The 26968-nt window shown below is 71.7% G+C and carries 21 protein-coding genes; 11 read left to right on the top strand and 10 right to left on the bottom strand.

The window, feature by feature from the left end; translation table 11 throughout:
- Positions 1-151 precede the first annotated feature (151 nt).
- The gene (locus EES42_RS25610) at positions 152-2797 is read left to right on the top strand and encodes an ABC transporter substrate-binding protein (RefSeq protein ID WP_124720595.1); all 2646 of its coding nucleotides are present in this window, start codon (positions 152-154) and stop codon (positions 2795-2797) included.
- Positions 2798-2855: 58 nt separating this feature from the next.
- Here EES42_RS25610 and fusA read toward each other — a convergent pair whose 3' ends face one another.
- On the bottom strand, positions 2856-4952 hold the full coding sequence (fusA, locus tag EES42_RS25605; RefSeq protein ID WP_124720594.1) for an elongation factor G: 2097 nt from the start codon (positions 4950-4952) through the stop codon (positions 2856-2858).
- A 470-nt stretch (positions 4953-5422) separates the two neighbouring features.
- Here fusA and EES42_RS25600 point away from each other — a divergent pair, with 470 nt between their 5' ends.
- Entirely contained in the window at positions 5423-6055 is a 633-nt protein-coding gene (locus EES42_RS25600) for a class I SAM-dependent methyltransferase (protein ID WP_124720593.1), read from the top strand.
- A gap of 37 nt (positions 6056-6092) precedes the next feature.
- On the opposite strand, the gene EES42_RS25595 is transcribed toward EES42_RS25600, so the two are convergent.
- Complete coding sequence (locus EES42_RS25595; protein ID WP_124720592.1) at positions 6093-6419, bottom strand: hypothetical protein; 327 nt, start codon at positions 6417-6419, stop codon at positions 6093-6095.
- A gap of 130 nt (positions 6420-6549) precedes the next feature.
- Positions 6550-7428 carry a DUF2510 domain-containing protein gene (locus EES42_RS25590; protein WP_124720885.1) on the bottom strand — a complete coding sequence of 293 codons (879 nt, stop codon included), beginning with the start codon at positions 7426-7428 and terminating at the stop codon, positions 6550-6552.
- A gap of 120 nt (positions 7429-7548) precedes the next feature.
- On the opposite strand from EES42_RS25590, the gene EES42_RS25585 reads away from it, so the two are divergent.
- From EES42_RS25585 to EES42_RS25560, 6 genes are all read left to right on the top strand, one after another.
- Positions 7549-8328: a crotonase/enoyl-CoA hydratase family protein gene (locus EES42_RS25585; RefSeq protein ID WP_124720591.1), complete on the top strand. Its 780-nt coding sequence runs from the start codon at positions 7549-7551 to the stop codon at positions 8326-8328.
- A 99-nt stretch (positions 8329-8427) separates the two neighbouring features.
- The gene (locus EES42_RS25580; protein WP_124720590.1) at positions 8428-9474 is read left to right on the top strand and encodes a S66 family peptidase; all 1047 of its coding nucleotides are present in this window, start codon (positions 8428-8430) and stop codon (positions 9472-9474) included.
- A gap of 161 nt (positions 9475-9635) precedes the next feature.
- On the top strand, positions 9636-10382 hold the full coding sequence (locus EES42_RS25575; RefSeq protein ID WP_124720589.1) for a FadR/GntR family transcriptional regulator: 747 nt from the start codon (positions 9636-9638) through the stop codon (positions 10380-10382).
- A gap of 178 nt (positions 10383-10560) precedes the next feature.
- Positions 10561-11328, top strand: a complete 768-nt coding sequence (locus EES42_RS25570) for a (Fe-S)-binding protein (protein ID WP_124720588.1) — start codon at positions 10561-10563, stop codon at positions 11326-11328.
- A complete protein-coding gene (locus tag EES42_RS25565) occupies positions 11325-12869 on the top strand; it encodes a lactate utilization protein B (RefSeq protein WP_124720587.1) in 1545 nt (514 codons plus the stop codon). The genes EES42_RS25570 and EES42_RS25565 overlap by 4 nt, the downstream gene beginning before the upstream one ends.
- Positions 12866-13498: a LutC/YkgG family protein gene (locus EES42_RS25560; protein ID WP_124720586.1), complete on the top strand. Its 633-nt coding sequence runs from the start codon at positions 12866-12868 to the stop codon at positions 13496-13498. Before EES42_RS25565 ends, EES42_RS25560 begins: the two co-directional genes overlap by 4 nt.
- A 65-nt stretch (positions 13499-13563) precedes the next feature.
- Here the strand turns inward: EES42_RS25560 and EES42_RS25555 are convergent, their stop codons facing one another.
- From EES42_RS25555 to EES42_RS25530, 6 genes are all read right to left on the bottom strand, one after another.
- Positions 13564-15465: a DUF2264 domain-containing protein gene (locus EES42_RS25555; protein ID WP_124720585.1), complete on the bottom strand. Its 1902-nt coding sequence runs from the start codon at positions 15463-15465 to the stop codon at positions 13564-13566.
- Positions 15462-16511 (bottom strand): hydroxyacid dehydrogenase, encoded by a 1050-nt coding sequence (locus tag EES42_RS25550; RefSeq protein ID WP_124720584.1) that lies wholly within the window; start codon positions 16509-16511, stop codon positions 15462-15464. Before EES42_RS25550 ends, EES42_RS25555 begins: the two co-directional genes overlap by 4 nt.
- Positions 16512-16552: 41 nt before the next feature.
- A complete protein-coding gene (locus tag EES42_RS25545; protein ID WP_124720583.1) occupies positions 16553-17425 on the bottom strand; it encodes a carbohydrate ABC transporter permease in 873 nt (290 codons plus the stop codon).
- A complete protein-coding gene (locus EES42_RS25540; RefSeq protein WP_124720582.1) occupies positions 17422-18438 on the bottom strand; it encodes a carbohydrate ABC transporter permease in 1017 nt (338 codons plus the stop codon). The genes EES42_RS25545 and EES42_RS25540 overlap by 4 nt, the downstream gene beginning before the upstream one ends.
- 81 nt (positions 18439-18519) lie before the next feature.
- Complete coding sequence (locus EES42_RS25535; RefSeq protein ID WP_124720581.1) at positions 18520-19881, bottom strand: ABC transporter substrate-binding protein; 1362 nt, start codon at positions 19879-19881, stop codon at positions 18520-18522.
- A 103-nt stretch (positions 19882-19984) separates the two neighbouring features.
- Entirely contained in the window at positions 19985-21145 is a 1161-nt protein-coding gene (locus EES42_RS25530; protein WP_124720580.1) for a substrate-binding domain-containing protein, read from the bottom strand.
- Positions 21146-21528: 383 nt separating this feature from the next.
- Between EES42_RS25530 and EES42_RS25525 the strand changes: the two genes are divergently transcribed.
- Genes EES42_RS25525 through EES42_RS25515 form a run of 3 tightly spaced genes read left to right on the top strand, consistent with a single transcriptional unit; the run spans position 21529 to position 25327 of the window.
- The gene (locus tag EES42_RS25525; protein ID WP_124720579.1) at positions 21529-23445 is read left to right on the top strand and encodes a RiPP maturation radical SAM C-methyltransferase; all 1917 of its coding nucleotides are present in this window, start codon (positions 21529-21531) and stop codon (positions 23443-23445) included.
- Positions 23442-24047, top strand: coding sequence for a DUF5825 family protein (locus tag EES42_RS25520; protein WP_124720578.1), 606 nt, complete (start codon positions 23442-23444; stop codon positions 24045-24047). Before EES42_RS25525 ends, EES42_RS25520 begins: the two co-directional genes overlap by 4 nt.
- Positions 24048-24052: 5 nt before the next feature.
- Positions 24053-25327, top strand: coding sequence for an MFS transporter (locus EES42_RS25515; protein ID WP_124720577.1), 1275 nt, complete (start codon positions 24053-24055; stop codon positions 25325-25327).
- A 103-nt stretch (positions 25328-25430) separates the two neighbouring features.
- Here EES42_RS25515 and EES42_RS25510 read toward each other — a convergent pair whose 3' ends face one another.
- Entirely contained in the window at positions 25431-26960 is a 1530-nt protein-coding gene (locus EES42_RS25510; protein WP_124720576.1) for an amino acid permease, read from the bottom strand.
- Positions 26961-26968: the final 8 nt, after the last annotated feature.

The following is a 26968-nucleotide window of genomic DNA, read 5'->3' as shown; positions in this document are numbered from 1 at the left end:
ACCGTTGGGCGGGACCGTCGTGCGCACGGTCCCGCCGACCGGCCCGCACAACCGCGACAGCTGAAGATGTCGAATCTCCAACTTCCGTTTTCCTACGCCTACTTGACACTATAGTGATCGCCGATTCGCCGTCCGACAACGGGGAGTACGGATGGGGCTGGACGATGTCCTGGCGCAGTTGACCTTCAGGGAGCGATTCACCCGCAAGCGGGTGCGCTTCGAGCGCAGATACGGTGCGCTCGTCGTTCAGGTCGAGGGTGCGCCCGCCCCCGTCAGACAGTGGCTCGGTGCGCTGCTCAGGAACTACCGGGGCGTCGTGCCGGTCAACAATCCGAGCGATGTCCCGGCCGGCCAGGACGAGGAGGGCCTGGTCGTCGAGCAGTTGCAGGCGATGACCGAGGGGTGCGGCTACGGCGGCCGGGTGGCACACGGTCTGCCCATAGTGTTCCCGCGCTTCGCGGCGGCCCGTACGGCGCTCTACGAATGGCAGCCCGTCGCGACCCAGTCCCACCCGCGCCAGATCGGCGACCTGAAGCGGCAGATCAGGGAGGCGATCACCGAGGAACGCCGGCAGACTCTGCCCGAGCTGCGTCCCCGGCTGAACCCCCTCCTGGACGACCCGTACGTCAGCGAACGCATGGGCGGGGGGCTGGTCGGCCTGCTCCTGAAGGTCGTCAACGCACTCAGGTTCCCGCACCACCGGACCGTCCGCTGGTACGGCACCCGGCGCTTTCCCCGGCAGCGCACCTTCGAGGCCGTCTGCGAAGAGCTGGAACGGCTGCGCAGCGAGCCCGCGGCGGCGAAACAGCTGCTGCTCGTCGAGGCCCTGCTCGCCGACATCGACGCGCACTACGGTGCCGTCCGCCGCCTCAACCGGGCCCGCCGCCCCGTGCTCCTGCTGCCGGACGTGGACACCGTGGACGCGCGGCGGGTCATCCGGGACAGGCTCATGGAGGCGTACGACGGGGAGTTCCGCGCGCTTCGCGTGTACCCCGTGGTCGTCACCACCTCACAGCCGGACGGGGCCACGCCCACGGAGGGCGCCAAGCCCGCCGCGGCGGCGGCCGCCCTCGCGGAGGCGATCGAGGAGCGCTTCGGCGAGCGGGTGCGGGTCGCGGAGGAACGGAGCCGCGGCGGCCGTACCCCGCTGCCGAGCCGCCTGGTCCAGATCACCCTGGACGACGCGCCCGACCCGCAGCCCGGCCGCCGGCCCGGTCGCCGGATCCTGGGGCCGGTGACCGCCGTGGTCACGGCACTGGCGCTCGCCGCGGCCGGACTGGGCACCTACTACGGCTTCTTCCGCGAGCCGGAGAGCTGCGGCAACGGACTTCAGGTGCACGGCGAGGAGTGCCTGGGCGTCTCCGACGGCAGCGGCGTGTTCATGCCCACCTACGACGGGATGCCCGAGGTCTTCGCGCGGATCGCGGAACAGAACAAGGCGGTCGCCGCGGCGAAGCACGCCACCGTCGCCCTGCTCATCCCCATGGAGTCGGACAACCCGGCGGTCCAGCGCCAGATCCTCAGCGAGATCCAGGGGGCCTATCTGGCCCAGGCCGGAGCGAACGGCGTGGATTCCGCGAAGCCGCCCATCCGCCTCGTCCTCGCCAACCCGGGAAAGGGCTACGGGGAATGGCGCGGCACGGTCGATCAGCTCCAGCGCCAGGAACCCGACCTGCGGGCCGTCGTCGGGTTCAACCTCAGCGTGACGAAGACCAAGGAAGCCCTCACGTACGTGACCAACACGCTGAAGCTCCCGGCCGTCGCCAGTGTGGTGACGGCCGACGACTTCTCCAACCCCGAAGGGAAGGAAACGGTTCCCTTCCCCGGGCTCGCCCGGGCCGTCTCCACCACCAAGGACCAGGCCCGCGCACTGCTCGCCTTCGACCCCCGACTCGCCGGGGCGGAGACCGCCCTGGTCACCGACGACCGGCCCGGCGACGACTACAACCGCTCGCTGCGGGACGCCTTCGCCGAGGCCAGAGCGGGCAAGGCACAGGGCGGGGTCCAGGACATGCGCTTCGAGTCCCCGGACGTCGAGGAGGCGGGCGTCACCCCCAACGAGTTCGAGGACTTCGCGGGAAACATCTGCCGCTCCAACGCCCACGTCATCTACTTCGCGGGCCGCGCCCTCCATCTGAAACTGTTCGTCAACAAGCTGGCCACCACCTACTGCCGCGAGAAGAAGTCGTACACGGTGATCACCGGCTCCGACGCCACCACCCTCGACCAGCGCCTCGACGACCGGCACCGCGCCCTGCTCCAGGGCGACCCGGGATCCGGGAAACCGTCCGTCACCATCCGCTACGCCGCCCCGGCACACCCCGACGCGTGGTCCACCGAGCTGCGGAAGTGGCAGCAGGACCCGAAGCACAAGGGACAGCAGCCGCCGCTCTACCTCAGGGAGGCCGAGGACGCGATGGAGACACTGCGGCAGAGCATCACGGACCAGGCCGGGACCATCGGTGACGTGTACCTCGACGACGGGCGCACCATCGTGACGTACGACGTCGTCCTCACCGCCTCCAGGGCACTGGCGCGAGCGGTCCACACCAGTGGGCAGGAAGTGCCCTCGGCCGACCGGATCCGCAAAGACCTCGGGAAGCTCAACGCCGATCTGAGGGTGCGCGGAGCCGGCGGCTGGATCTGCCTCACCAACGCGGGCAACCCGTACAACAAGGCCCTGTCCGTGGTCCATCTCGAACCCGGCTCGAAACGGCTGACGTTCGAGGGAGTGGCCTGGCCGACCGGGCGCGCACCCGCGCAGGAGGACGACTGTGTGATCCCGGCGCATCCGTAGACCGCCGCGGTGCGGCCGGACCGGCCCCGCCCGCGAACGGGAGGGGCCGGCGCGGTCGTCACCGGTCCGCTGTCCCGGGGGAGACCGGGCTCGGCGCCGGGGCGTAGCCGGTGGGGCGGGAGGTGAACGTTCCCCGGCCCTGGGTCCGGCTGCGCAGCCGGGTCGCGTAGCCGAACAGCTCGGCCAGCGGCACGGTCGCCGTGATCACCGCGGTGCCGGCCCGCGCGGTCGAGCCGGAGACCCGGCCGCGCCTCGCGGCCAGATCGCCGAGGACCCCGCCCACGGCGTCGTCGGGCACGGTGACGGTGACCTCGGCCACCGGCTCCAGCAACACCATCGCGCTCGCCCGCAACGCCTCACGGAGCGCGAACCGGCCGGCCGTGCGGAACGCCATCTCCGAGGAGTCCTTGGAGTGGGTGGCCCCGTCGGTCAGTGTGACCCGCAGCCCGGTCACCGGATGCCCGCCGAGCGGACCCTCGGCCAGTGCGTCCCGGCAGCCGGCCTCCACCGCCCGCACATACTCCTGCGGCACCCGGCCACCGACCACGGTCGACCGGAACACGAAGTCGGGCCCGCCGTCCGCACCGCCGTCACCGGTGGCCCCCAACGGCTCCGCGTCGATGACGACATGGGCGAACTGCCCGGCGCCGCCGTCCTGCTTCACATGCCGGTACACCAGCCCGGACACCCCACGGGCGACCGTCTCCCGGTACGCCACCTGCGGCCTGCCGACAGCGATCTCCAGCTCGTGCGCACGCCGGATCTTCTCCACCGCCACCTCCAGATGCAGTTCCCCCATGCCCGACAGCACCGTCTGCCCGGTCTCGGGGTCGGTGCGGACCGCCAGCGAGGGATCCTCCTCGACCAGCCGCGCCAGCGCCGTCACCAGGCGTTCGGTGTCGGTGCGCCGCCGGGCCTCGACCGCCACCGAGACGACCGGGTCGGCCGCGGCGGGCGGTTCGAGGACCAGCGGCGCCGCAGGTGCGCACAGGGTGGCCCCGGCGCGGGCCGCCTTCAGACCGATCACCGCGACGATGTCCCCGGCCACCGCCGTGTCGACGTCGGTGTGCCGGCCGGCCTGCACACGCAGGATCCGCCCGACGCGTTCGTGGCGCCGCGCGCCCGCGTCCAGCACCGTGTCCCCCTTCCGGATCGTTCCCGAGTACACCCGCAGGCAGGTCAGCCGGCCGGTGGCCGTCGAGTTCACCTTGAACACCAGCGCGGCGAACGGCGCCGCCGGATCGGCGGGCCGCTCCTGCACCGCGCCGTCCAGGGTGCCGCGCACCGGCGGCACGTCCAGCGGCGAGGGCAGGTAGGCCACGACGGCCTCCAGGAGCGGCTCGATACCGCGGTTGCGGTAGGCCGAACCGCACAGCACCACAACACCTTCGCCGGTACGGGTCAGGTCGCGCAGCGCGGCCCGCAGCGTCTGCTCGGAGACCGACGACTCCGCGCAGAACTCCTCCAGCGCCGCCGGATGGAGCTCCGCCACCGTCTCCTCCAGCAGCCGCCTGCGCCGCAGCGCCTCTTCGCGCAGCGCATCGGGCACCCGCCCCGCCTCGAAGGTGCCGTCGTCGGCCCAGAGCAGCGCCCGCATGCGCAGCAGATCCACCACTCCGCCGAACCCGTCCTCGCTCCCGATCGGCAGTTGGACCACCAGCGGGACGGTGTGCAGCCGGTCCCTGATCGATGCGACCGCCGTGTCGAGGTCGGCCCCGGCACGGTCCAGCTTGTTGACGAAGGCGATCCGAGGCACCCCGTGCCGGTCGGCCTGCCGCCACACCGACTCGCTCTGCGGTTCGACGCCCGCGACGGCGTCGAACACCGCGATCGCGCCGTCGAGCACCCGCAGCGAGCGCTCCACCTCGTCGGAGAAGTCGACATGTCCCGGGGTGTCGATCAGATTGATCCGGTGACCGTCCCACGAGCAGCTCACCGCGGCGGCGAAGATGGTGATTCCGCGGTCGCGTTCCTGGGAGTCGAAGTCGGTGACGGTCGTCCCGTCGTGGACCTCGCCCTGCTTGTGGACGGCGCCGGTGAGATAGAGGATCCGCTCGGTGACGGTGGTCTTGCCGGCATCGACGTGGGCGAGGATGCCCAGGTTGCGGACGTCGGTCGGCGGACTGGTGGGTTGACGGTGCAGTTCGGTACGCACGGCCCATGGCCTTTCGGAATTCTTCCGGAACGGGAGGGCGCGATTCCCGGACGAACGGGCCTGTGACCAGGCCGGGCGCAGACCTCCGCACCGGTGTGTCACTCCGGTGGGCGACCGCCCGGCCGTATCGACGCCGGGCGCTGCGAGGTCAGTTGTCCGTCGCGGGGGACCGGTGCGGGCCGCGCAGCCTGCACCGGGCGCACGAAGACACCAGGATCACCTCGTACCGCGACGAGGGAACGACAACAGCGGTGCGGTAGCGCACGGCCGGTCTCCCCTCACTGGTCACGGTGCGCGTCACCATGCCGTCGTGGCGCGCGTTTCGTGGTGAGTGTAGGAAACGCGCGGGCGGCGGGAAACCGGATTTCGCGGCCCCCGTCCCCCAGAGGCGGGCGTTGTGGGCGCCGACGAATGATGAAACGATCCTCGGGGAACCGCACGGCACGGCGCTTGGGGAAGGGACCACATCGATGGACGGAGACCACGGCCGCGCTGCCGCCACGGTGTTCGACGCGCTGGGCGCCGACTACGAGCGGGCGTTCGCCGGATCCGCCGCCCACCACACCTCGTTGCAACGGCTGCTGGGCGACCTCACGCCGCACAGCCGGATCCTGGACGTCGGCAGCGGAACGGGGCGGCCGACCGCGCAGACCCTCACCGGGGCAGGCCATGAAGTGCTGGGGGTGGACGTCTCGCCGGGCATGGTCGAACTGGCGGCCCGGCAGGTTCCCGACGCCAGGTTCGAATGCGCCGACATTCTTGAACTCGCCCTGGACGAGGGGAGTTTCGACGCGGTCTGCGCGTACTTCTCACTGCTTCAGATGTCCCGCGACGACCAGTTCCGGCTGCTGCGGAAGCTCGGCCGGCTGCTGGTTCCCAGCGGTCATCTGGTCGTGGCCACGGTGCCGTTGGACGTGGAGGACTTCGGCGTCGTCTTCATGGGGCACGAGGTGCGGGCGACGAGCTTCGGCCCGGAGGAGTTCACCGAGCTGGTCACCGCGGCCGGCCTCTCGGTGCTGTGGGAGCAGAGCACCCTGTTCACCCCGGAGTACGAAGCGGCGGTGGCCGAGCCCCAGTTGTTCCTGCACTGCCGACGGGCCTGATACCCGGCCGGCCCCGGGCGCCGGGACCGCCGTTCGCTCAGTGCCCGACCGGCAGCTCTCCCAGGCGGCGCGTACGCCGGACCCCGGGGCACCGCCGCACCAGCGCGACGGGATGCCGACCCGCCTTCAGCGGGCCCTTCCACTTGCGCAGGACCTGCCGGCCGCAGCCGCGCCACTGCGCGGGCGAGATGGGTACGGGCTGCCCGCCCCGGGTGACCAGCGCGTTCACCGGAGTCATCGGATCCGCCGCCATGGACTTGGCGAGCAGCACGCCGATCACCAGCGGGGCCAGTGACAGCGCGAGTGTCGTGCCGGCGCCGGCGACGTGCTGGATGCGGGGGCGGGACGGTGCGTCAGGAAGCATGATGGTCATTCGACCAGCGACCGCCCGCCGGTGGATCGGTCGGCGTACTCAGCCCGGCCCGCCTTCGTACTCACACCCGGGTGCACGAAGGCGGGCCGCCCAGGGCCCTTCGTCCGGGCCGGGCCGTGCCCTACGCGGTGGTGCCGGGGCCGGAGCCCGTTCCCGACGAGGCCTTGATGCCCTTGGTGATGTCGTCCATGACGGAGAGCGCGGGCGCCTTGGAATTGACGTCGAAGCCGGACCGCACCACGATCAGCAGGTCCTTCGAGCGGGGCGACGGGAAGGCCAGCGACTGGACGTACCCGTCGTCACCGTTCTTCGTCACCACCTTCCAGCGCACCAGGTAGCCCTGCTCACCGGCCACGGTCACCGGACCGGACCTGAGTTCCTCGTGCGAGGTGATGCCGCCGTAGATCTTCTCGCCGTACGAATCCGTGGCGTTGGCGGAGATGTCCTTCACCGCCGTGTCCTTCGCCGTCGTGGTGTCGAGCTTCAGGCCCTTCGCGGGCATCGAGAACACCCCGCCGCGCACACACTGCTGGGACGTGTCGCCTGGACACGGGTACTCACCCGTCGTCACTCCCGCGCCCGCGACCCCGGAGCTGCCCTTCCAGCCGTCCGGCACCGGGAGGCTGATCCCGCTGGCCAGGTCCGTGGCGTAGCCGTCCTCGGTCCCCGGCAGCTGCTGCTCGGGGGCGCCGCTCCCGCCGCCGCCTCCCGGTGCGCCCGGACCACGACGGGGCGAGTCCGAGGGCGGGGCGGACGGGACCGTGGCCGCGCGATCGTTGTCGTCGCCGGACTTGTCCGACAGCAGGGAAACGCCGCCCCCGATGGCGGCGAGGACCACCACTGCGGCGGTGATGCCCAGTCCGACGCGCATCCGGCGGCGCCGGATCGTGGCGGGCGGTACGCGGAGCTGGTCGGTCCACCGGGTGCCGTCCCACCAGCGCTCGTGGACGGGGCCGATTCCTGTATACCCGGGGTCTGGGTGCCAGCCGGGCGGGCTCATCTGGGTCACGCGCCCCACCGTAGAACGTTTGCGTGAGAATCACATGAATCAGCTGTGCCGGATCGACCCGGATCGATGAAGTCGGCGGGGCCGTCCGCCGTCCCTGTGGGAGGCCGAACGATGAGTGAAGAAGCAGCCGTGCGGATCGAGCGCGACGGGCCGGTGTTCACCGTGATCCTCGGGCGGCCCGAGGTCCGTAACGCCGTGGACGGCCCCACCGCCCGGCAACTGGCCGACGCCTTCCGGGAGTTCGATGCCGATCCGGACGCGTGCGTCGCCGTGCTGTGGGGCGAGGGCGGTACGTTCTGCTCGGGTGCCGACCTGAAGGGCATCGGTACGGAGCGGGGCAACGAGGTCCGGGCCGACGGCGACGGGCCGATGGGGCCGACGCGTATGCACCTGGGCAAGCCCGTCATCGCGGCGGTCTCCGGCCACGCCGTGGCCGGCGGGCTGGAGCTCGCCCTCTGGTGCGATCTCCGGGTGGCGGAGGACGACGCGGTGTTCGGGGTGTTCTGCCGCCGCTGGGGTGTGCCGCTGGTGGACGGGGGAACGGTACGGCTGCCGCGGCTGATCGGCGAGAGCCGGGCCATGGACATGATCCTCACCGGGCGGCCCGTCCCGGCGGCCGAGGCGTACGCCATCGGGCTCGCCAACCGGATCGTGCCACCCGGCGAGGCGCGCGGCACGGCGGAGCGGCTCGCCCACGAGATCGCCGCTTTCCCGCAGTTGTGTCTGCGCCACGACCGGCTCTCGGTACGCGAGCAGCACGGTCTGAGTGAACCGGAGGCGCTGGCCCAGGAGTACCGGCACGGCCTGGTGCCGCTGACGGCGGGAGAGACGCAGGCCGGGGCCGAACGCTTCGGAGGCGGCGCAGGCCGCCACGGATCCTTCGACGGGTGACGGCCCGAGTCTTCGTCGCGGTGTTCGCCGCCCGGTCCTCCGGCGGCCGGGCCGGCAAAACGTGGCGACGCTCAAGTTCCCGGCCCCTAGGCTCGGCGGATGTCGACCCACACGTACCCCGACAAGCCCCGGCCCGGCGACCGCGTCGCCGTGCTGTCGCCCTCCTCCGGTCTCCCCGGCATCCTGCCGCTGCCCCATGAACTGGGGCTGCGCAGGCTCCGGGAGGACTTCGGCCTCGAACCGGTGGAGTACCCGACGACGAGGAAGCCGGGCTCCACCCCGCAGGAACGCGCCGCCGACATCCACGCGGCGTTCGCCGACCCCGGCATCAAGGCCGTGATCTCCAGCATCGGCGGCGACGACCAGATCACCGTGCTGCCGCACCTGGACCGTGAGCTCCTGCGCGCCAATCCCAAGCCGTTCTTCGGGTACAGCGACTGCACGAACCTGCTGGTGTACCTGGAGAATCTGGGCATCGTCGGCTACCACGGCGGAACGGTCATGGTCGAACTGGGGCGTCCCGGCGCGATGCACCCGCTGACCGCGGACTCCATGCGCGCCGCCCTCTTCACCCGGGGCGACTTCGAACTCACCCCGTCCAAGGAGTCCAACGGGGAGAACGGCCGATGGGAGGACCCCCGCACCTTCGACTCCGAGCCCGAGATGCTGCCCTGCGGGGGCTGGATCTGGCACAACGCCGACGGCAGGAACGTGCGGGGCGCGAGCTGGGGCGGAAATCTGGAGATCCTTTCCTGGCTGCTGATGGCCGATCGCGAGATCCGGCCGGTGGACGACTACGCGGGGCGGGTGCTGTTCCTCGAAACGAGCGAGGAGATGCCGTCGGCCGACGAGGTCTACTGGATTCTGCGGAGCATGGGGGAGCGCGGGCTGCTCCGGCAGTTCCCCGCCCTCCTCATGGGCCGGGCCAAGAACTGGTCGTTCGAGAAGCCCCTCGGAGCCGAGGCCGGGGAGCGGTACCGCACGGAGCAGCGGAAAGCGGTGCTGCGGGCACTGGGCGAGTACGCCCCCGAGACCATGGCCGTCCTCGATGTCGGCCTCGGTCACACCGACCCCCAGCAGATCATTCCGTTCGGCGGCCGGATCGAGGTGGACGGAGTGGGGCGCCGCATCGTCGTCACCTACTGAGCGGGCCTCGCCCGGACCGGGCCGGCGAACACCTGCCGGGCGGGAACGCCGGGCAGGCATCGCCTCTTTGGTCCGACCATATGCGGTGTGTGACATAGTTGAAGATCCAGTGACAGAAGCGACGGCAACCGGACGGTTCCGGCCGAGGCAAGAGGTGACGGATGCCCGTCGAATGGCAACCCGTACGGCAGTCCCGTACGCATGAGCTGGTGCTCCAGAGCATCGAGCAGCGGGTCTTCGCCGGTGAACTGCGGGCGGGCGACCGGCTGCCGCCCGAGCGCGAGCTCGCGCCGGTGCTCGGGGTCAGCCGGTCCGCGCTGCGCGAGGCGCTTCGGGTGCTGGAGACCATCGGGGTACTGGTCGCGCAGCCGGGCCGGGGGCCGGACGCCGGGGCGCGGATCGTGCGCCACCCCGACGACGCGCTCGGGCGGCTGCTGCGACTGCACTTCGCGCTGGGCAGCTACAGCCTGGAGGACGTCCTGGAGGCGCGCGTCGTGCTGGAGCGGTCCAGTTTCGAGGCGGCCGCGCGCAACGCCTCCCCGGAGGATCTCGACGAGGCGGAGGCGCTGGTCGTACGCATGGCGGAGCCGGGTGTTCCGGTCCTGGAGTTCAACGATCTGGACACCCGGTTCCATGTGCACATCGCCCGCAGCTCCGGCAACGAACTGACCTCGACGCTCACCTCCGCCGTCCGCGAGTCGGTGCGACCGCTGATCCTGCGCGCGCTGGAGGCGGCCGAGGACTGGCCGGCCACGGCCGCCGCGCTCAACGCCGAGCACACCGAGCTGCTGAGGCTGGTGCGCGCGGGCGAGGGCGTGAGCGCGGCCGACCTGGTCGAGAAGCACATCCGCAGCCTCCACGGCACGCTGGTCGACGAGAACTCCGACCGGGCGCCAGGGGATTCCTGACGCATCCACGTACGGCTCCGGCCGGACGGACCGGAGATGTACGGACGCAATGCGTCATTGTCAGGTGCATGCTAATCAATCCCTCGCCCGGTGGATCGCGGCGCCGCATCCCTCGCGTTCCGGACCGAGGCTAGTATGGTCGGACCATAAAAATGCAGAAGCGATCGGAGAGACCCCCATGCGCATCGGACTCTTCGCCACCTGTCTGGGAGACACGCTCTTCCCCGAGGCGGTGAAATCGACCGCGGTCCTGCTCGCCCGCCTGGGCCACGACGTGGTGTTCCCGCCGGGGCAGACCTGTTGCGGTCAGATGCACGTCAACACCGGCTATCAGCGCGAACCCGTTCCCCTGGTCCGCAACTTCGCCGACCAGTTCGGCGACGCCTCGATCGACGCCGTCGTGATGCCGTCCGGATCGTGCGCGGGCTCGGTCCGTCATCAGCACGAGATCGTCGCCGAACGGTACGGGGACGCGGCGCTGCGCGCGGGCGTCGCCACCGTCAAGGCCAAGACGTACGAGCTGTCGGAGTTCCTCGTGGACGTCCTGGACGTGGACGACGTTGGCGCGTACTTCCCGCACCGGGTGACGTACCACCCCACCTGTCACTCGCTGCGGATGCTGCGCGTCGGTGACAAGCCACTGAAGCTGCTCCGTGCCGTCGACTCCATCGACCTCGTCGAACTCCCCGAGGCCGACTCCTGCTGCGGCTTCGGCGGCACCTTCGCCGTCAAGAACGCCGAGACGTCGACCGCGATGCTCCAGGACAAGATGCGCAACATCGCCACCACCGGGGCCGATGTCTGCACCGCGGGCGACTCGTCCTGTCTGATGCACATCGGCGGCGGGCTCTCCCGCATCAGGTCCGGTACCCGCACCCTGCACCTCGCGCAGGTCCTCTCCGCCACCCGCACCTCGCCGTACGTCCCCACGGAGGCCGTCCGATGAGCAGCACCTTCCTCGGCATGCCCGCGACCCCGCCCCGCTCCCCGTACGGAACGGGCAATCTACGCGGCGACCGGAAGTTCCCCGAGGCCGCCCACGACGAACTGCGCAACGAACAACTGCGCCGCAACCTCGGCCGGGCCACCCGCACCATCCGCGCCAAACGCCTCGATGTCACCGGCGAACTGCCCGACTGGGAAGCGCTGCGCGAGGCGGGTTCGGCCATCAAGACCGACACCATGAACCGGCTCCCCGAACTCCTGGAGCAGCTGGAGCGGAAGGTCACCGAGCGCGGCGGCACCGTCCACTGGGCGCGCGACGGCGTCGAGGCCAACGAGATCGTCGCCCGGCTGGTCAGGGCGACGGGCAGCAGCGACGTCATCAAGGTCAAGTCGATGGCCACCCAGGAGATCGGCCTCAACGAACACCTCGAATCGGTCGGCATCACCCCGTACGAGACGGACCTCGCCGAGCTGATCGTCCAGCTCGCGCACGACAAGCCGTCGCACATCCTGGTGCCCGCGATCCACCGCAACCGCGACGAGATCCGGCAGATCTTCCTCAAGGAGATCCCGGGCGTCGACCCGAGCCTGGACAACGTGCCGGCGCATCTCGCCGCCGCCGCCCGCGCCTACCTGCGCGAGAAGTTCATGACGACCAAGGTGGCGGTCTCCGGGGCGAACTTCGGCATCGCCGAGACCGGAACCCTCGCCGTCGTGGAGTCCGAGGGCAACGGCCGCATGTGTCTGACGATGCCCGACACCCTGATCACCGTCATGGGCATCGAGAAGGTGCTGCCGCGCTATCAGGACCTCGAAGTGTTCCTGCAGTTGCTGCCGCGCTCCTCCACCGGCGAGCGGATGAACCCGTACACCTCGATGTGGACCGGGGTGACGCCGGGCGACGGACCGCAGGAGTTCCATCTGGTCCTGCTCGACAACGGCCGCACCGCGGCGCTCGCCGACCGGATCGGACGCGAGGCCCTCAACTGCATTCGCTGCTCGGCCTGTCTCAACGTCTGCCCGGTGTACGAACGGGCCGGCGGCCACGCGTACGGATCGACGTACCCCGGACCGATCGGCGCGGTCCTCACTCCGCAGCTCGCCGGGATGCACGCGGCCAAGGACGACCCCAACAGCTCGCTGCCGTACGCCTCCAGCCTCTGCGGCGCCTGTTTCGACGCCTGCCCGGTCAAGATCGACATTCCCTCGCTCCTGGTCGAGCTGCGCCACCAGCACACCGAGCAGTCCGGCACCACGGCGGAGAAGCTGGCCATGAAGGCCGCGGCCACCGTCATGAAGCATCCGAAGCTCTTCACCGCCGCGCAGAAGGGGGCGGGGATCGGCCGCGTCCTCGGCGGGCGGGACGGCAAGATCTCGCATCTCCCGCCGCCGTTCGACGGCTGGAGCGAGAGCCGGGACACCGAGGTGCCGCCGAAGCAGACCTTCCGCTCCTGGCTGGCATCGGCCGAGGGCGCCGCGACGATGCGGGCCGCCGCGGACGAGTACGAGCAGAACCGCAGGAAGCCGGAGGAGGAGAAGTGACGACCGCTCGCGAAACGGTGCTGGGCAGGATCAAGGACGCCCTCTCCCTCGCCCCCGCCCCCGACGTCGCCGTCCCCCGCGGCTACCGCACCGGCCGCACCCTCCCCGACGACGAACGCCTGGCCCTCTTCACCGACCGGCTCGTCGACTACAAGGCCACCGTGCACACCTGCACCGCCGACCGCACCGCACACGTCGTCGCCGAGGTGCTGCGGGAGCGCGGGGCACGGCGGATCGGTGTGCCGGCCGGGCTCGACGCCGGCTGGCTCGACGGGTACGACGGCGAGGTCCAGCAGGACTCCGACGACATCCCGGCGCCCCGGCTCGACGCGCTGGACGGCGTCGTCACCGCCTCGGCCGTCAGCTGCGCCGAGACCGGCACCATCTTCCTGGACGGCTCGCCGGACCAGGGACGGCGGGCGCTCTCCCTGGTCCCCGATCTGCATGTCTGCGTCGTCGATCTGTCGACGGTCGAGGCCGGTGTGCCGGAAGCCGTGGCACGGCTGGTGCCGCAGCGGCCGACGACGCTGATCAGCGGTCCCTCGGCCACCTCCGACATCGAGCTGGAGCGGGTGGAGGGCGTGCACGGTCCGCGCACCCTGGCCGTGGTGATCAGGACGGACGTGTAGGGCCGACGCCCGGCGGGCGGGGTGCGCGGCGGTTACGGGGATTCCCGAGCCGCGCACCCCGGTGCTCACCCGTGCGTGACCGTCACCGGCTCGAAGCCGATACGTGTCGTCGTCCCGTCCTCGGCCCAGCGGACCTCCACGGTGTCCCCGTCCACCGTCACCGCGTCGACCACCGAGTCCAGCGGCGCCGCGTCGGGCTCCGCGGTCAGCGAGGCCAGCGCCACCAGCACCACCGAGCCCGTCGCGGACGCGGACAGCCGGGGCACCACCGCCCAGGGCGTGTACGCGGTGCCCTGCGGAGCCCGTACCTCGTCCCGGGACTCCCAGCCGTGCAGGCCGTGCAGCTCGGAGGCCAAGGCCTCGTCGCGGCCGGTCGCCCAGCCCGTCTGCTCCACCCGAGCCCCGTCCGGCGCGCCGAGCACCCGGTGTACCCGCAGCTCGTACCGCCCGCGCACCGCGGTGACGCTCTCCACCCGCAGTCCCGGCACCATCGGCGAGCCCGATGTGAACACCGGGCGGTGCCAGGAGGCGGCCCAGCCCCAGCCGTCGCCCCCGCCGGCGCCCAGCGCACGGATGACCCGGCGACCGCTGCGGGCCCCGGCGACGACCACGGACAGGTGGTTGTCCGCCGCGTTCCCCCGCGAGGTGGGGCCGGTCACCGTGGAGTACGACTGGCGGCTGTACAGCGGATCGTCCTGCACACCCGACTCGCCCTCGTGCGGGCGCACATGGTCACTGCCGTGGTTGTGCAGCCGTACGATCCCGTCCGCGCGGGTGGTCTGGACGAGCAGCCCCGGCGCGGGCAGTGCGAGCACCCGGTCGGGGCCCTCGCTCGGCGCGGGCTCCTCGGTCGCCGTCCACAGCGGATGGCCCTCCGGGGCGAGCAGCGAGACGAAGGCCTTGGACGCCCAGTACGGCGAGGCGGGCGCCGAGTAGTTCTGCAGCGACGCCTCGTGCGGGCCGTGCCAGCCCAGGTTCAGCAGCCCGTCCGTACCGGTCGCTCCCCTCTCCAGGAAGTAGCGCAGCGATCCGTTGATCACCCGCCGCGAGGCGCCGGGAGTGAGCGGGGTGTGCCCGCTGACGGCGCCGAGCGCCACCGACGAGGCCGCCGCGAAACGGTAGGTCAGCGAGCGGCCGAAGTGGATCGGCGCACCGTCGCCGCCGAACAGCAGCGAGAAGCCCTCCAGGTGCTCGCGCAGCCGGGCGCCGTAGTGCGCGGACAGTCCGGCGTCGCCCGACAGATGCGCGTCCAGCACCGGGTAGAGGTGCAGCGCCCAGCCGTTGTAGTGGTCGAAGGCCCGGCCGTCGCCGTCCGCGTACCAGCCGTCGCCCCGGTACCAGCCCTCCAGCAGATCGAGGGCCCGCTGCTTGGCCCGTGCCGTTTCCGCGTCGCCACGGCCCACGGACTCCAGGAACCCGGCAACGGAGTAGGGGAAGAGGTACCAGTTGTTGGGAGAGGGGACGTGCCGCAGCGCGTCGCGCAGCCACTCCTCGGTCCGGTCCTGGACCCCGGCGTCCAGCCGGTCCCAGAGCCACGGCCGGGTCAGCCGCAGACCTATCGCCACCGAGGCGGACTCGACCATGGGCTGGCCGAAGACGGTGTGGTCGCGGATCAGCGGCCAGGACTCGGCGTCGTCACGGCCGGGGGTACGGGTACCCGCCGCGAGCCCGTCGGCGTACCGGTCCAGCCAGCCGTGCGGATCCTTGCCCTCCGCGCCCGCCACCCGGAAGGCGGCGGCGAGGAAGGTGCGTGCGTACCCCTCCAGACCGTCGGAACGCACACCGGACGCGGACGGCCGGCCCGGCAGGTCCAGCAGGGCGCCGCCCGGGGTGGCCCACTGCCAGGCGGCCCGGAGCAGCCCGTCGGCGGCGGCCTCCCAGTGTGCGCGGGTGTAGCCGGTGTACGGGCTCGACTCCCGGTCGTCCGCCGGGAGTTCGATGGGTGAGATCGGATGCGGAGCGGTCATGCGAGGAATGCCAGCCTTTCGCGTCGTACGGAATGGGCGAAACCGTCGCCCGCGGCCCAGCGGCCGATCTCGCCGACCGCGAGGCCGACCAGTCGTTGCCATTCATTGCCCTGCGAGCCCGCGAGGTGCGGGGTGATCAGAGCGTTGTCGCAGTCCCAGAGAGGGTGTGCGGCGGGCAGTGGATCGGGATCGGTGACGTCGAGGATCGCCCGGATCCGGTCCTGCCGGAGTACGTCGGTGAGCGCCTCCTGGTCGACGACGGCGCCCCGCGCGGTGTTGATCAGCACGGCGTCCGGGCGCATCGAGGTGAGCAGCTCACGGTCGACGAGCCCGCGGGTGGACGGCAGCAGCGGGGTGTGGACGCTCACCACGTCGCTCTGCGCGAAGAGTTCCGCGAGGCCGACCGGCCGCACACCGAGCGCCGCGGCCTCCGCGTCGGTGACGTACGGATCGTGCAGCAGGACGGGCAGGTCGTAGGGGCGCAGCAGTTCGATGACGCGCCGGCCGATCAGCGAGGCGGACAGGATGCCGATGGTGCGGCCGTGGTTCCCGACCGTTGCGGGAGTGGCGAGCCAGTTGTCGCGCCGGCGCTCCGCGCGGTACTCACGGGCCCGTTCCAGGACCCGTTTGCCGGAGAGCAGGATCATCGCGACGGTGTACTCGGCCACCGGCAGGGCGTTGGCGGCGGCCGCCGACGACACCTCGATGCCGCGGTCCCAGCACTCCTCGGTGATGTGTCCGCGGACGCTGCCCGCGGTGTGGACGACCGCGCGCAGCCGCGGGGCGGCCGCCAGGGCGGCCGCGTCCAGCGGCGGGCAGCCCCAGCCGGTGACCAGGATCTCCACGTCCGCCAGTACGGCGCGGGCCCGGTCGGTGGTGAAGTCGTCGAGGGCGGGGAGGTCCGCGAGATCGCAGACCTCGTCGAGCGCGGCCAGGGACCGGGCGTCGAGGAGCGCGGTCGCGGCGCCCGGCTTCATGGCCACGGCGGCGCGCGGCCGGTTCGGGGTGAGGGGAGCTTCGGAAGAGGCAGGGCTGGTCCTGGGCATCTTTCTCCTGGCAGAGGGATGGGACGGTGGCGGTGCTCCGGTCATTTCACGGCCCCCGCGGTGAGCCCCGACTTCCAGAAACGCTGGAGCAGGGCGAAGGCGAGGATCAACGGCAGGACCGCGAGGAGCGAACCCATGATCACGACGGGGTAGTACTCGGGCGAGACGACGGCGGCGCTGTTCCAGGTGTAGAGACCGAGGCTGACCGGATACAGGTGCTGGTCGGAGAGCATCACCATCGGCAGGAAGAAGTTGTTCCAGATCGCCGTGAGCTGGAAGAGGAAGACGGTGACCAGGCCCGGTCCCAGCATCCGCAGGGCGACCCGGAAGTAGGCGGCCAGCTCGCCGGCGCCGTCCAGCCGTGCCGCCTCCAGCACCTCGTCCGGCACGTAGCCCCGGCTGAAGATCCGGCCGAGGTAGACCCCGAACGGGTTGAAGAGCACCGGGACGAAGACCGACCAGAAGGTGTTGACGAGGCCGGTGCCGGACGCCATCAGGTACAGCGGCAGCGCGAGCACGGTCTGCGGCACCATCACCGCGGCCAGCACCAGAGCGAACAGCTTCTCCTTGTGCGCGAAGCGGTACTTGTCGAAGGCGTACCCGCAGGCGATGCTCACCATCGCGCCGAGCGCGGCGCCGAGGACCGCGTACAGCAGGCTGTTTCCGTACCAGCGCCCGTACAGTCCGCCGTCCATCGTGAACAGGTCCTTCAGGTTCTGTGCGAAGGAGAAGTGGTCCAGCGACAGGACATCGCTGCCGAACAGGGCGTCGCGGTCCTTCGAGGCGGCGAGGACCAGCCACAGCACGGGCAGCAGTGTGTACAGCACCGAGATGCCGACGACGAGGTTGACGACGGCGCGGCCGAGGAGCCGGGGCCGCCGCGCGGCGGCGGTCCGGCCGGAGACCGCGCTCACCGGGTGTCCTCCTCGGGCGCCCCCACGCGGTTGGACCAGTGGGTGACGCCGTAGGAGAGCGCGATCGTGCAGACGAGCAGGACGACCGAGGCGGCCGCGGCGAGGCCGTAGTTGTTACGGGTGAACGCCGCGTCGTAGATGTACATGCTGGGCGAGAACCGAGAGCCGATCATCGGTGTGGCCTGGCTCAGCAGCATCGGTTCGGTGAACAGTTGCAGGGCGAAGATCAGGGTGAACATCGCGACCATCACGATCGACGAACGCACCAGCGGTGCCTTCACCTGGAGCGCGGTACGGACCGGACCCGCGCCGTCGACCACCGATGCCTCGATCACCTCGCGCGGTACGGCCTGGAGGGCGGCGTAGAAGACGACCATGTTGTAGCCGAGATTGCTCCACAGCGCGATGTTCACGATCGACGGCAGCACGGTGTGCACACCGAGGAAGTCGACGGTGATGTCGGCCCCGGCCAGCAGGTCGATCACCGGGCTGAGCCCCGGGGTGTACAGGTACAGCCAGATGACGGCCGCGATGATGCCGGGCACCGCGTGCGGCAGGAACAGCCCGAGCTGGGCCCAGGACCGCAGCCGTACCACCCCGGAGTCCAGCAGCAGGGCGAGCGCGAGGGCGCCGGTCACCATCAGCGGGATGTAGATCAGGCAGTACAGGACGACGGTGCCCAGTCCGCCGAGGAACGTCGGGTCGGTCAGCACGGCGGTGTAGCCGCGCAGCCCGACGAAGACGGTGCGTTCCGGGCCGAAGCCGAGCCCGGGCTGGTCGGCGCCGAAGAAGCTGAGCCACAGGGCCGTCCCGACGGGGATCAGGAAAACCGTCACGAGAAGGATGAAGAAGGGGGTCATCAGGGCGCCGCACGCGCCGAGCTCCCGGCGCCGGGCGTGCCTGCGGGCCCGGCGTGCCGATGCGGCGGCCGGCGGCGGCACCGGAGAGGTCCCCGACGGGGGTACGGGAGGGCGCGAGGGGGCGGAAGCGGGGGTGGTGATCGGGCTGGTCATGGTGTCACCTGCCTCTCTGCTGCTGGGAGGTCTGCCGCCGGTGAAGGGGGCTGCTGCCGGTTTGGGGTGAAGGGGGCTCGGTCAGGTGCTGTGCTCGGTGGTGGCCAGGCCCAGGGCCCTGAGATCCGGCATGGTGCCCCGCTGGGTCGCGCGCACGGCGTCGATCACCGAGCCCCGGCCGCCGCCCACCCGGGCGAAGCCGTCCTGCATCACCTTCAGCGAGGCGGACATCCGCGGCCCCCATGTCCAGCCGTCCCGGATCTTGTGCGCCTCCTGCTCGAAGAGCGCGTAGAGGTCCTGACCGTTGTAGTAGCCGCGGTCGAAGGCCCTCCGGCCGACGGCCACCAGGCCGGGGGCGGCCGGGTACTGGCTGCTGGTGCCGCCGGCGAGCCGGGCGCGCAGCGCGTCGGGGTGCGAGACCTGCCACTCGATGAACTCCATGGCGGCCTCCGGGTGCCTGCTGCCGGAGGTGACCGCGAAGGTGGACCCGCCGTGGGTGCCGAGCACGGCGGCGGACGGGCTCCACTGGGGCAGCGGCGCGACGGCCCACTTTCCCTTCTGCGCGGGCCGGGCGTTCATCTGCGCTCCGGCCTCCCAGGCGCCGCTGAGCCGGGTGAGGACCCGGCCGCCGCCGATCTGGGCGTCGTACTGCCGGCCGTCGACCGCGTTCACGACGACCAGGTCCTGGTCGATCAGCCGCTGCCAGTACGCGGCGACGCGGCGGCTCGGCGCGTCGGCGAACGACACGTTCCAGGCGCCCGCCCGGGTGTCGAACCACTGGGCACCGGCCTGCCAGGCGAACGAGGCGAACTGCGGGGCGCCGTCCGTGGCGAAGGCCGCCAGGCGGCGGCCGGGGGCCTTGCGGCGCACCGTCCGGGCCACCTCCTCGAACTCCGCCCAGGTGCGTGGGACCGGCAGGCCGTACTCGGCGAACAGGTCGGTGCGGTAGTGCATCACCATCGGCTCGACGTCCAGCGGCACGCCGAAGACCCGCCGGTCGAAGGTGGTCAGGCCGAGCGCCTGCGGCAGCAGCGCGGCGCGCAGCCGGTCGCCGACCAGGCCGGTGATGTCCCGGGCGACCCCGTCGATGGCGAAGCCGGGGATCTGGGGGTACTCGATCGTCGCGACGTCCGGGGCGTTGCCCGCCCGGGCGGCGTTGCTGAGCTTGGCGTACCCGCCCATCGAGCCCGCCGGGACCTGCTGGAAGTCGACCTGGACGGTGTCGTGGGTGCGGTTGAACGCGTCCACCACGTCCTGGCTGCCGCGCAGCGCGGACCAGAACGTGATGCGGGTGGGGCGCCTGCCGCCCCCGTCTGCCGCGGCGCCGGTGCCGCGCGTGGCAACCGCCGCCGACGTCCCGCCGCCGCAGGCGCCGAGCGCAGCTGCCGACGGCAGGGCGGCGATCGTGGCGAGCACGGATCGACGGCTCTGTCGTCCGGGCATGTGCGCCTCCCGCGGCTGCTGAAACGGCTCACGGGGAATCCTGATCGGCTGATCGTTACTTGGTCAAGAGATCGCTCAGAAGAAAATAAAAGCGGTCAAACGATCAGTCGATGGAGCGGGGCGGCTCCTGGGCCGATCCACGCACCTTCAGCGTGGGCAGCAGCTCCGTGCGGCGCACCGGACCGCTCGCGCCCGCTCCGCCCGACAGCCGGTGGAGCAGCAGTTCGGCGGCCGCCCGTCCGATCTCCGCCTTCGGCGGCGCCACCGCCGTCAGCGGCGGGCTGCCGAGCGCCGCGACCACATCGTCGTACGCCACCACCGAACAGTCCCGGGGCACCTCGACACCGCTCTCCGCCAGCCGCTGCACCAGCATCAGCGCGTCCACGTCGCCGTGCAGCACGGCGCCCGTCACGCCCTGCTCCCGCAGCAGCGCGGCGAGGTCGAGCACGGCACGGCCGTCGCCCGCCCCGGCGGGCCCGCGGGCCCCCGCCGGGGCGGGGGTGTCCGGGCCCGGTACGGCCTGCGAGGAACTCAGCACCACCGACCACTGCGCCACCTCCGGACGGGCCGCCGCGATCTCGGCGAACGCGGTACGGATGCTGCGCGCCGTCGGACTGTCGTCCCGGGCGGCCAGCACGATCCGGCGATGCCCCAGCGACACCAGATGGTCCACGGCGAGATGGATCCCGTACCAGTGGTCGGAACAGACGGAGTCCAGGGCGTGCAGCGCGCTGCCCGGCCGGGGCCGCCGCTCCATCAGCACGGTCGGCACCCCCACGTTCGCGAGCCAGCCGTAGTCCAGCTCCTCCGAGCGGGCGCTGCGCCAGCGCGGCGCGATCAGCAACCCGCGCGCCCCGTCCGCCAGCGCCCGCTCCACCAGCGGACGTTCGGCACCGGCCGACGGCGGCGCGATGTGCAGGGCGATCCGGATCCCGGACTCCTCCAGGACGGAGCGGGCGCCGTGCAGGGTCTCGTACAGGTACGTGTGCCGCTCCGGGACGACCAGGGCGACCGCCCCGGCGTCCCCGCCCGGCTCCTTGCCCCGGGCCGCCGGGACCGCGGCGGTCGGGACCGGCTCCCGTACCGGACGGGCCACCCCGTGCCCGCGGCGCAGCCGCCCCTCCCGGGCCAGCTCCTCCACGTCCCGCCGGACCGTGACCACCGAGACGTCGAGCTCGGCCGCGAGGGCGCTGACCTTGACGGCGCCGCGCGACTCCACCACCGACAGGATCCGCTGCCGCCTGAGTTCAACCGGCTCCCGCATGCTGCTGGCCCCCTCGCCGTACCGCCGCGCACTGTTCGTTTGAGCGCTTCCGGTGAGCGCTCGGCACGCAGCATAGCGATCGGTCCCCGGCCGGCCACGGCCCCGGAACGCCCAGTACGCCCCACCGGCCCCAGCAGGCACCCTTGCCACTGCGTCACAACGCGACCTAACGTCAACGGACTTGAGACCGAACGCCGAGGGGAGGGGCACATGGAGATCAAGAAGGTCGTGGTCCGCGAGGAAGAAGCGAAGAACCGCGAACGGCAGACGATCGAGAAACGTCCGACGCGCTGAACCGCAATGCTCCGGTCCGGCCGGACAGCGACGAGAAGGGCGGACGCCGGGCGCGGCCCGGCGTCCGCCACCGTGCCGTGGGAGGCTCAGTGCGAATACATCTGGTGACCATGCCCTGGCAGCCGATCGAACTCCCCTCGCTCCAGGTGGGGCTGCTGCACGCGCTGCTGGACCGGACCCGGCCGGACGACGAGGTGCGCGAGTTCCACGGCTCCCTGCGCTGGGCGGAATTCCTGCTGGAACGCTCGAAGGGGGCGCTGCGCCCCGGTGACCATGTCGCGGTCGGCAGCGAATCGATCTTTGACGGACTCGGGGACTGGGTGTTCTCCGGCGTCCTGTACAACGACCCCGAATGGGGTGTGGCGCAGCTCAAGGAGTACGCCGCACGGCGCGGGACCGACATCTCCACCGCGACCGCGATGCGGGTCCACGCGGCGGAGTTCATCGAGGAGAGCGCGGACGCGATACTCGACGAGGCCCCCGATGTCGTGGGCTTCACCACCACGTTCATGCAGAACGTCTCCTCACTGGCGCTCGCGGCGGAACTCAAACGGCGCCGCCCCGGACTGACCGTGGTGTTCGGCGGAAGCAACTGCGACGGCCCGATGGGCCACGCACTGCACCGCAACCACCGCTTCGTCGACCATGTGGTGCGCGGCGAGGGGGAGTACGCCCTGCCCGCCCTGCTCACCCACATCGACGCGGGCACCGCGCCCGCCGACGTCCCCGGACTCTGCTGGTGGGACGGGCAGGAGTCGCGCGCCAACGAGGAGTCCCGGCGCACCGTCGCACCCGCCGACATCCCCTCGCCCGACTACGACCTCTGGCAGCAGGCCGTCGACGCCTCCCCGGTCGCCGAGTACGTCCACCCGAAACTGGTGGTGGAGGGGGCCCGGGGCTGCTGGTGGGGCGAGAAGCACCACTGCACCTTCTGCGGGCTCAACGGCTCGGCGATGACTTTCCGGGCCAAACCCGGAAACCGGCTCTGGGACGAGGTCGACCGCCTGGTCCGGCGTCACCGCATCCTGGACATCGTCACCGTCGACAACATCATCGACATGGCTTACTTCAAGGACTTCCTCCCGCTCGCCGCCGAGAGCCGCTGGGACCTGCGCATGCACTACGAGGTCAAGTCCAACCTCACCGCCGAGCAACTGGAACTGCTCGCCCGCGCCGGCTCGGTCCACATCCAGCCCGGCATCGAGAGCCTCAGCAACAGGGCCCTGGACCTCATGGACAAGGGCGTCAGCGGCTCCCGCAACATCCGGACCCTGCGCGAGTGCGAGAACCACTCGCTCACCTGCTCCTGGAACTACCTGTACGGATTCCCCGGGGAGACCGACCAGGACTACGCCTCCGTCATCGACCAGATGCCGGCGCTCGTCCACCTCCAGCCGCCCGGCGGCGCCCACCGCATCCAACTGGAGCGGTTCAGCCCCAACTTCGCCAACCCCGCGCTCGGCTTTCCGCAACGCCGTCCCGCCGAGATGTACCGCCATGTCTACGACCTGCCCGAGGACCAACTGGCCGATCTGGTCTACCTCTTCGACACCCCGCCCGCCGGGATCGGCGGCGGGACCGAGGCGCGGCTGAAGGCCGCGGCCCGCGACTGGTACACCGGCCATCCCGCCTCGACCCTGGTCCTGGAACAGCCCACCGGCGACGAGACGCTCCTCGTCCACGACCGGCGCCACGGCTGGCCGCGCCGCACCCACCGGCTGACCGGCTGGCACGCCGCCGCCCTGCGCCACCTGGAAGCGGGCCGCACCCGGAGCGCACTGCACCGGCTGCTCACGGCCGACGGGGACCCGCCGACCGGAGCGGAGCTGGACGCGTGGCTCCGCGAAACGGTCGCGCTGGGACTCCTCTTCGACGACGGGCGCTCCTACGTGTCGCTGCCCACCTGGCACGTACCGGTCCGGTCGGTCGAGCGCGCCCAGGCGCCGGACGGGACGGCCGGCGGGGCATCGGGCACGCCGGACAACGGAGAGAAGGCCGCCGGATGAGCCCCCTGCCCGCACCCCCGACCCGCACCGCGCCCGCCCTGCCGGCCGGGTGGGTGCCGCACCGGATCCGCGGACGGCTGGTGACGGTCGACGAACCGCTGCGGCTGGGGGCGGGCGGCCGCCCGGCGGCGGAAGCGGTCCGGTTCCTGCGCGAGTGCCAGAGCCACGACCTCGTGGTGCGCTGGCTTCCGGCGACCGACGACCCGCTGTTCACCGGGCCCGCGCACGAGGTGGCCGGGACGGCCGGTCTGCTGCGCCACCTGCCGGCCCCCGGCCCCCTGCCCGGCGAACCGGCGGAGCTCACCACCTGGCGGGAGCGCCACGCCTACGGACAGCTCTACCACCGGCGCGGACCGGACTTCGTCACCGTCATGGACCGCCGGGAGCCGTCGGCCGCGGCCCGCTTCACGATCGACGATCCCGATCTGCTCGCCGCCTTCCGCACCGTCCAGGACCCCACCGCCGTGGCCGCGCTGGACGCCGTCGGCCGGGAAGCGGTGGACCTGCTGGCGGCCGAGCGCCTCGCCCGGGTGACCGACGGCTGGGCGGTGGCCCTGCCGCCGCGCATCCGCCGGTGGCCCGTCCCCTGCACCGACATCTGAACGGGATGGAGCAGCAGCCCGACCCGCCGCCCCCTGCCGCCGGTGCCCGTCCCCCCGGCACCGGACAGCCGCGGCGAGCCGGGCGCGCGCTGCTGCGCCACCGGCCGTTCGCGCTGCTGTGCGGGGAACAGATCGCCAGCTCCGTCGGGCGCCAGGTCACCACCCTGGCCCTCGCGCTGCTCGCCGTCACCCGGCTGGGGGCGGGGCCCTTCGGCGCCTCCGCACTGATGGCGCTGAGCTACCTCCCCGGTGCGCTGCTCAGCCCGTTCGCCGGGGTACTGGTCGACCGGGCACGGCTGCGTGGACTGACCGTGCTCCTCACCGTTCTTCAGGTGCTGGTCGTCGGCTCCGTACCCGTGGCGGACGCCCTCGGACGGCTCGGGCTGCCCCAGCTGTACCTGGTGGCCACCGCGTCCGGCGCACTGACCTCCATGCTGGCCGTCGCCCTTCAGGCGGCCCTGCCCAGGGTCGTGCACCCCGAGCAGCTGCTCTCCGCCAACTCCGCGCTGACCGGAGCCCGTACCACCGGGCAGATCGGCGGCCCCGCCCTCGGCGGTGTCCTGGTGGGCCTGACCGGGGCCTCCACCGCACTGCTGGCCGCCTGCGTGGCGTACGGGATCGAAGCGCTGCTGCTCCTCGGTCTGCCCGCGACACTCAACTCCCCGGTCCGGCACGCCCGTCACGAGAAGGAGTCCCGAACGGCCGCGCTGCGTGCCGGACTCGAAGTGGTGCGCGGTGAGCGGGTGCTGCGCCGACAGGTGCTCGCGGGGGCCGGGTTCAATCTCGGCAGCGGAGCCGCCGACGCGCTCTTCGTGCTCTATGCCACCCGCGATCTCGGGCTGCCGGCCTGGCAGTTGGGGACGGTCTACGCCGCGTTCAGCGTCGCCACCGTACTCGGAGTGCTGCTGGCCGGCCGGTTCGCCGCCACCATCGGGCTGGCCGCGGCGACCCGGATCTGCGCCGTGGTGGCCGCCCTCGCGATCTTCCTGATCCCGGGCGCATCCCTGGGCCCGGGCTTCCCGGCGCTGCTGGCGTACCAGTTCGTCTTCGGTCTCGCGGCCACGGTCTGGGCCATCTCCATGACCACCACCCAGCAGCTGATCACACCGCCCGAACTCCAGGGCCGCGTTGCCGGGGTCCTGCAGGCCGCGCTCATCGGCACGGTGCCGATCGGTGCGCTCGGTGGCGGTGCGCTCGCCGCCTGGCTGGGCAATGTGCCGGTGCTCACCGGCGGGGCGACGGTGGCGCTCCTGGCCGCCGCCTGCCTCTGGCTGCCGTAGTGCCGGGGCACCGCTCGGGGTGGGCCCGACAAGCACGCGGCCCTCCCGGGCCGCGGCCTGTCGGCCGGGCGGCTCCGGAAGGGCCGGCGGGAGTCGGGCCGGATCAGACGATGCCTTCCTCGATCTCGGCCTGCTCGCGTGCGTTCCCGTACGCCGAAGGCGTGCTGTACGAACGGCGGGCGACGAACCACCACACGGTGGCCAGGGCCAGCACCGCGATCAGTGCGATCGACGCGTAGTTCATCGAGTCGACCGTCACCGGGGAGGACTGCGGGAGCAGGAACAGCACGGTCACGATGGCGACCCACACCACGGCGATCCAGCCGATCGGTTTGCTCCAGCGGCCCAGATGCCACGGCCCGCGTTCGAACCGGCTCCCGGAACGCAGCTTCAGGAAGATCGGGATCGCGTAGGCGGGCGTGATGCCGATGACGTTGATCGCGGTCACCGCACCGTACGCGGTGGCGGAGTACAGCGAGGGCAGCGCGAGCACCCCGGCCACGACGACCGACAACCACACCGCGTTGACCGGCGTCTGGGTGCGCGCACTCACCTTGCGCCACAGCGCCGAACCCGGCAGGGCGTTGTCCCGGCTGAACGCGAACACCATCCGGCTCGCGGCGGCGACCTCGGCGTTGCCGCAGAACAGCTGGGCCGCGATCACGATCAGCAGCATCGCGGTGGCCCCGGAGGTGCCCAGCGCGTCGATCAGGATCTGGGCCGGCGGCACCCCGGTGGCGCTCTTCTGGGTGCCCGCGTAGTCCTGGATGGCGAAGGTCAGCCCGGCCAGCAGCACGAAGCCGGCGATCCAGGAGACCCAGATCGCGCGGACGATGCCCTTGGCCGCCGTCACGGAGGCGTTCGACGTCTCCTCCGACAGGTGGGCCGAGGCGTCGTAGCCGCAGAAGGTGTACTGCGCGAGCAGCAGACCGATCGCCGCCACGTACAACGGGTTGTGCCAGCCGGTGTCATTGACGAACTCGGTGAAGACGAACGACGGCGACTGGTGGTGCGAGGGCACGATCGCCAGCACGGTGACGATCACCGCGACACCGGCGAGGTGCCACCACACACTGATGGAGTTGAGCACGCTGACGAGGCGGACACCGAAGAGGTTCAGCACGGCGTGCAGCAGCAGGATGCAGACAAAAATGATCATTGTCTTGCCCGGTGTGGGGGTGAATCCCCACTGGAGGTTCATCAGCGCGCCGGTGAACAGCGCCGCACCGTAGTCGATGCCCGCGATCGCGCCCAGCAGACCCAGCAGATTCAGCCAGCCGGTGTACCAGCCCCACTTGCGGCCGCCGAGCCGGTCGGCCATGTAGTACAGCGCCCCCGAGGTCGGGTACGCACTGGTGACCTCGGCGAGCGCCATGCCGACGCAGAGCACGAAGAGCCCGACACCGGCCCAGCCCCAGAGCATCACGGCCGGACCACCGGTCGACATGCCGAAGCCGTACAGGGTCATGCAGCCGGACAGGATCGAGATGACGGAGAAGCTGATGGCGAAGTTGCCGAAGCCTCCCATGCGGCGGGCGAGCACCGGCTGGTAGCCGAGTTCGCGCAGCCGCTCCTCCTCGTCCTTCGGCGGGGTTGCCTCCGCACCCGACTGGGTCGGGGTGGATATGGACATCGGGAAAA

Source organism: Streptomyces sp. ADI95-17 (genome assembly GCF_003846175.1).
In the GTDB taxonomy this organism is placed as follows: domain Bacteria; phylum Actinomycetota; class Actinomycetes; order Streptomycetales; family Streptomycetaceae; genus Streptomyces; species Streptomyces sanglieri.
This window is presented reverse-complemented; position numbering and strand designations above follow the sequence as displayed.

What these genes read in the sequence shown, in the direction of transcription:
- EES42_RS25610 (WP_124720595.1), top strand. Translation starts at nt 152, where the DNA reads ATGGGGCTGGACGATGTCCTGGCGCAGTTGACCTTCAGGGAGCGATTC.
- EES42_RS25600 (WP_124720593.1), top strand. Translation starts at nt 5,423, where the DNA reads ATGGACGGAGACCACGGCCGCGCTGCCGCCACGGTGTTCGACGCGCTG.
- EES42_RS25595 (WP_124720592.1), bottom strand. Translation starts at nt 6,419, where the DNA reads ATGCTTCCTGACGCACCGTCCCGCCCCCGCATCCAGCACGTCGCCGGC.
- EES42_RS25590 (WP_124720885.1), bottom strand. Translation starts at nt 7,428, where the DNA reads ATGAGCCCGCCCGGCTGGCACCCAGACCCCGGGTATACAGGAATCGGC.
- EES42_RS25585 (WP_124720591.1), top strand. Translation starts at nt 7,549, where the DNA reads ATGAGTGAAGAAGCAGCCGTGCGGATCGAGCGCGACGGGCCGGTGTTC.
- EES42_RS25580 (WP_124720590.1), top strand. Translation starts at nt 8,428, where the DNA reads ATGTCGACCCACACGTACCCCGACAAGCCCCGGCCCGGCGACCGCGTC.
- EES42_RS25575 (WP_124720589.1), top strand. Translation starts at nt 9,636, where the DNA reads ATGCCCGTCGAATGGCAACCCGTACGGCAGTCCCGTACGCATGAGCTG.
- EES42_RS25570 (WP_124720588.1), top strand. Translation starts at nt 10,561, where the DNA reads ATGCGCATCGGACTCTTCGCCACCTGTCTGGGAGACACGCTCTTCCCC.
- EES42_RS25565 (WP_124720587.1), top strand. Translation starts at nt 11,325, where the DNA reads ATGAGCAGCACCTTCCTCGGCATGCCCGCGACCCCGCCCCGCTCCCCG.
- EES42_RS25555 (WP_124720585.1), bottom strand. Translation starts at nt 15,465, where the DNA reads ATGACCGCTCCGCATCCGATCTCACCCATCGAACTCCCGGCGGACGAC.
- EES42_RS25550 (WP_124720584.1), bottom strand. Translation starts at nt 16,511, where the DNA reads ATGCCCAGGACCAGCCCTGCCTCTTCCGAAGCTCCCCTCACCCCGAAC.
- EES42_RS25540 (WP_124720582.1), bottom strand. Translation starts at nt 18,438, where the DNA reads ATGACCAGCCCGATCACCACCCCCGCTTCCGCCCCCTCGCGCCCTCCC.
- EES42_RS25535 (WP_124720581.1), bottom strand. Translation starts at nt 19,881, where the DNA reads ATGCCCGGACGACAGAGCCGTCGATCCGTGCTCGCCACGATCGCCGCC.
- EES42_RS25530 (WP_124720580.1), bottom strand. Translation starts at nt 21,145, where the DNA reads ATGCGGGAGCCGGTTGAACTCAGGCGGCAGCGGATCCTGTCGGTGGTG.
- EES42_RS25520 (WP_124720578.1), top strand. Translation starts at nt 23,442, where the DNA reads ATGAGCCCCCTGCCCGCACCCCCGACCCGCACCGCGCCCGCCCTGCCG.
- EES42_RS25515 (WP_124720577.1), top strand. Translation starts at nt 24,053, where the DNA reads ATGGAGCAGCAGCCCGACCCGCCGCCCCCTGCCGCCGGTGCCCGTCCC.
- EES42_RS25510 (WP_124720576.1), bottom strand. Translation starts at nt 26,960, where the DNA reads ATGTCCATATCCACCCCGACCCAGTCGGGTGCGGAGGCAACCCCGCCG.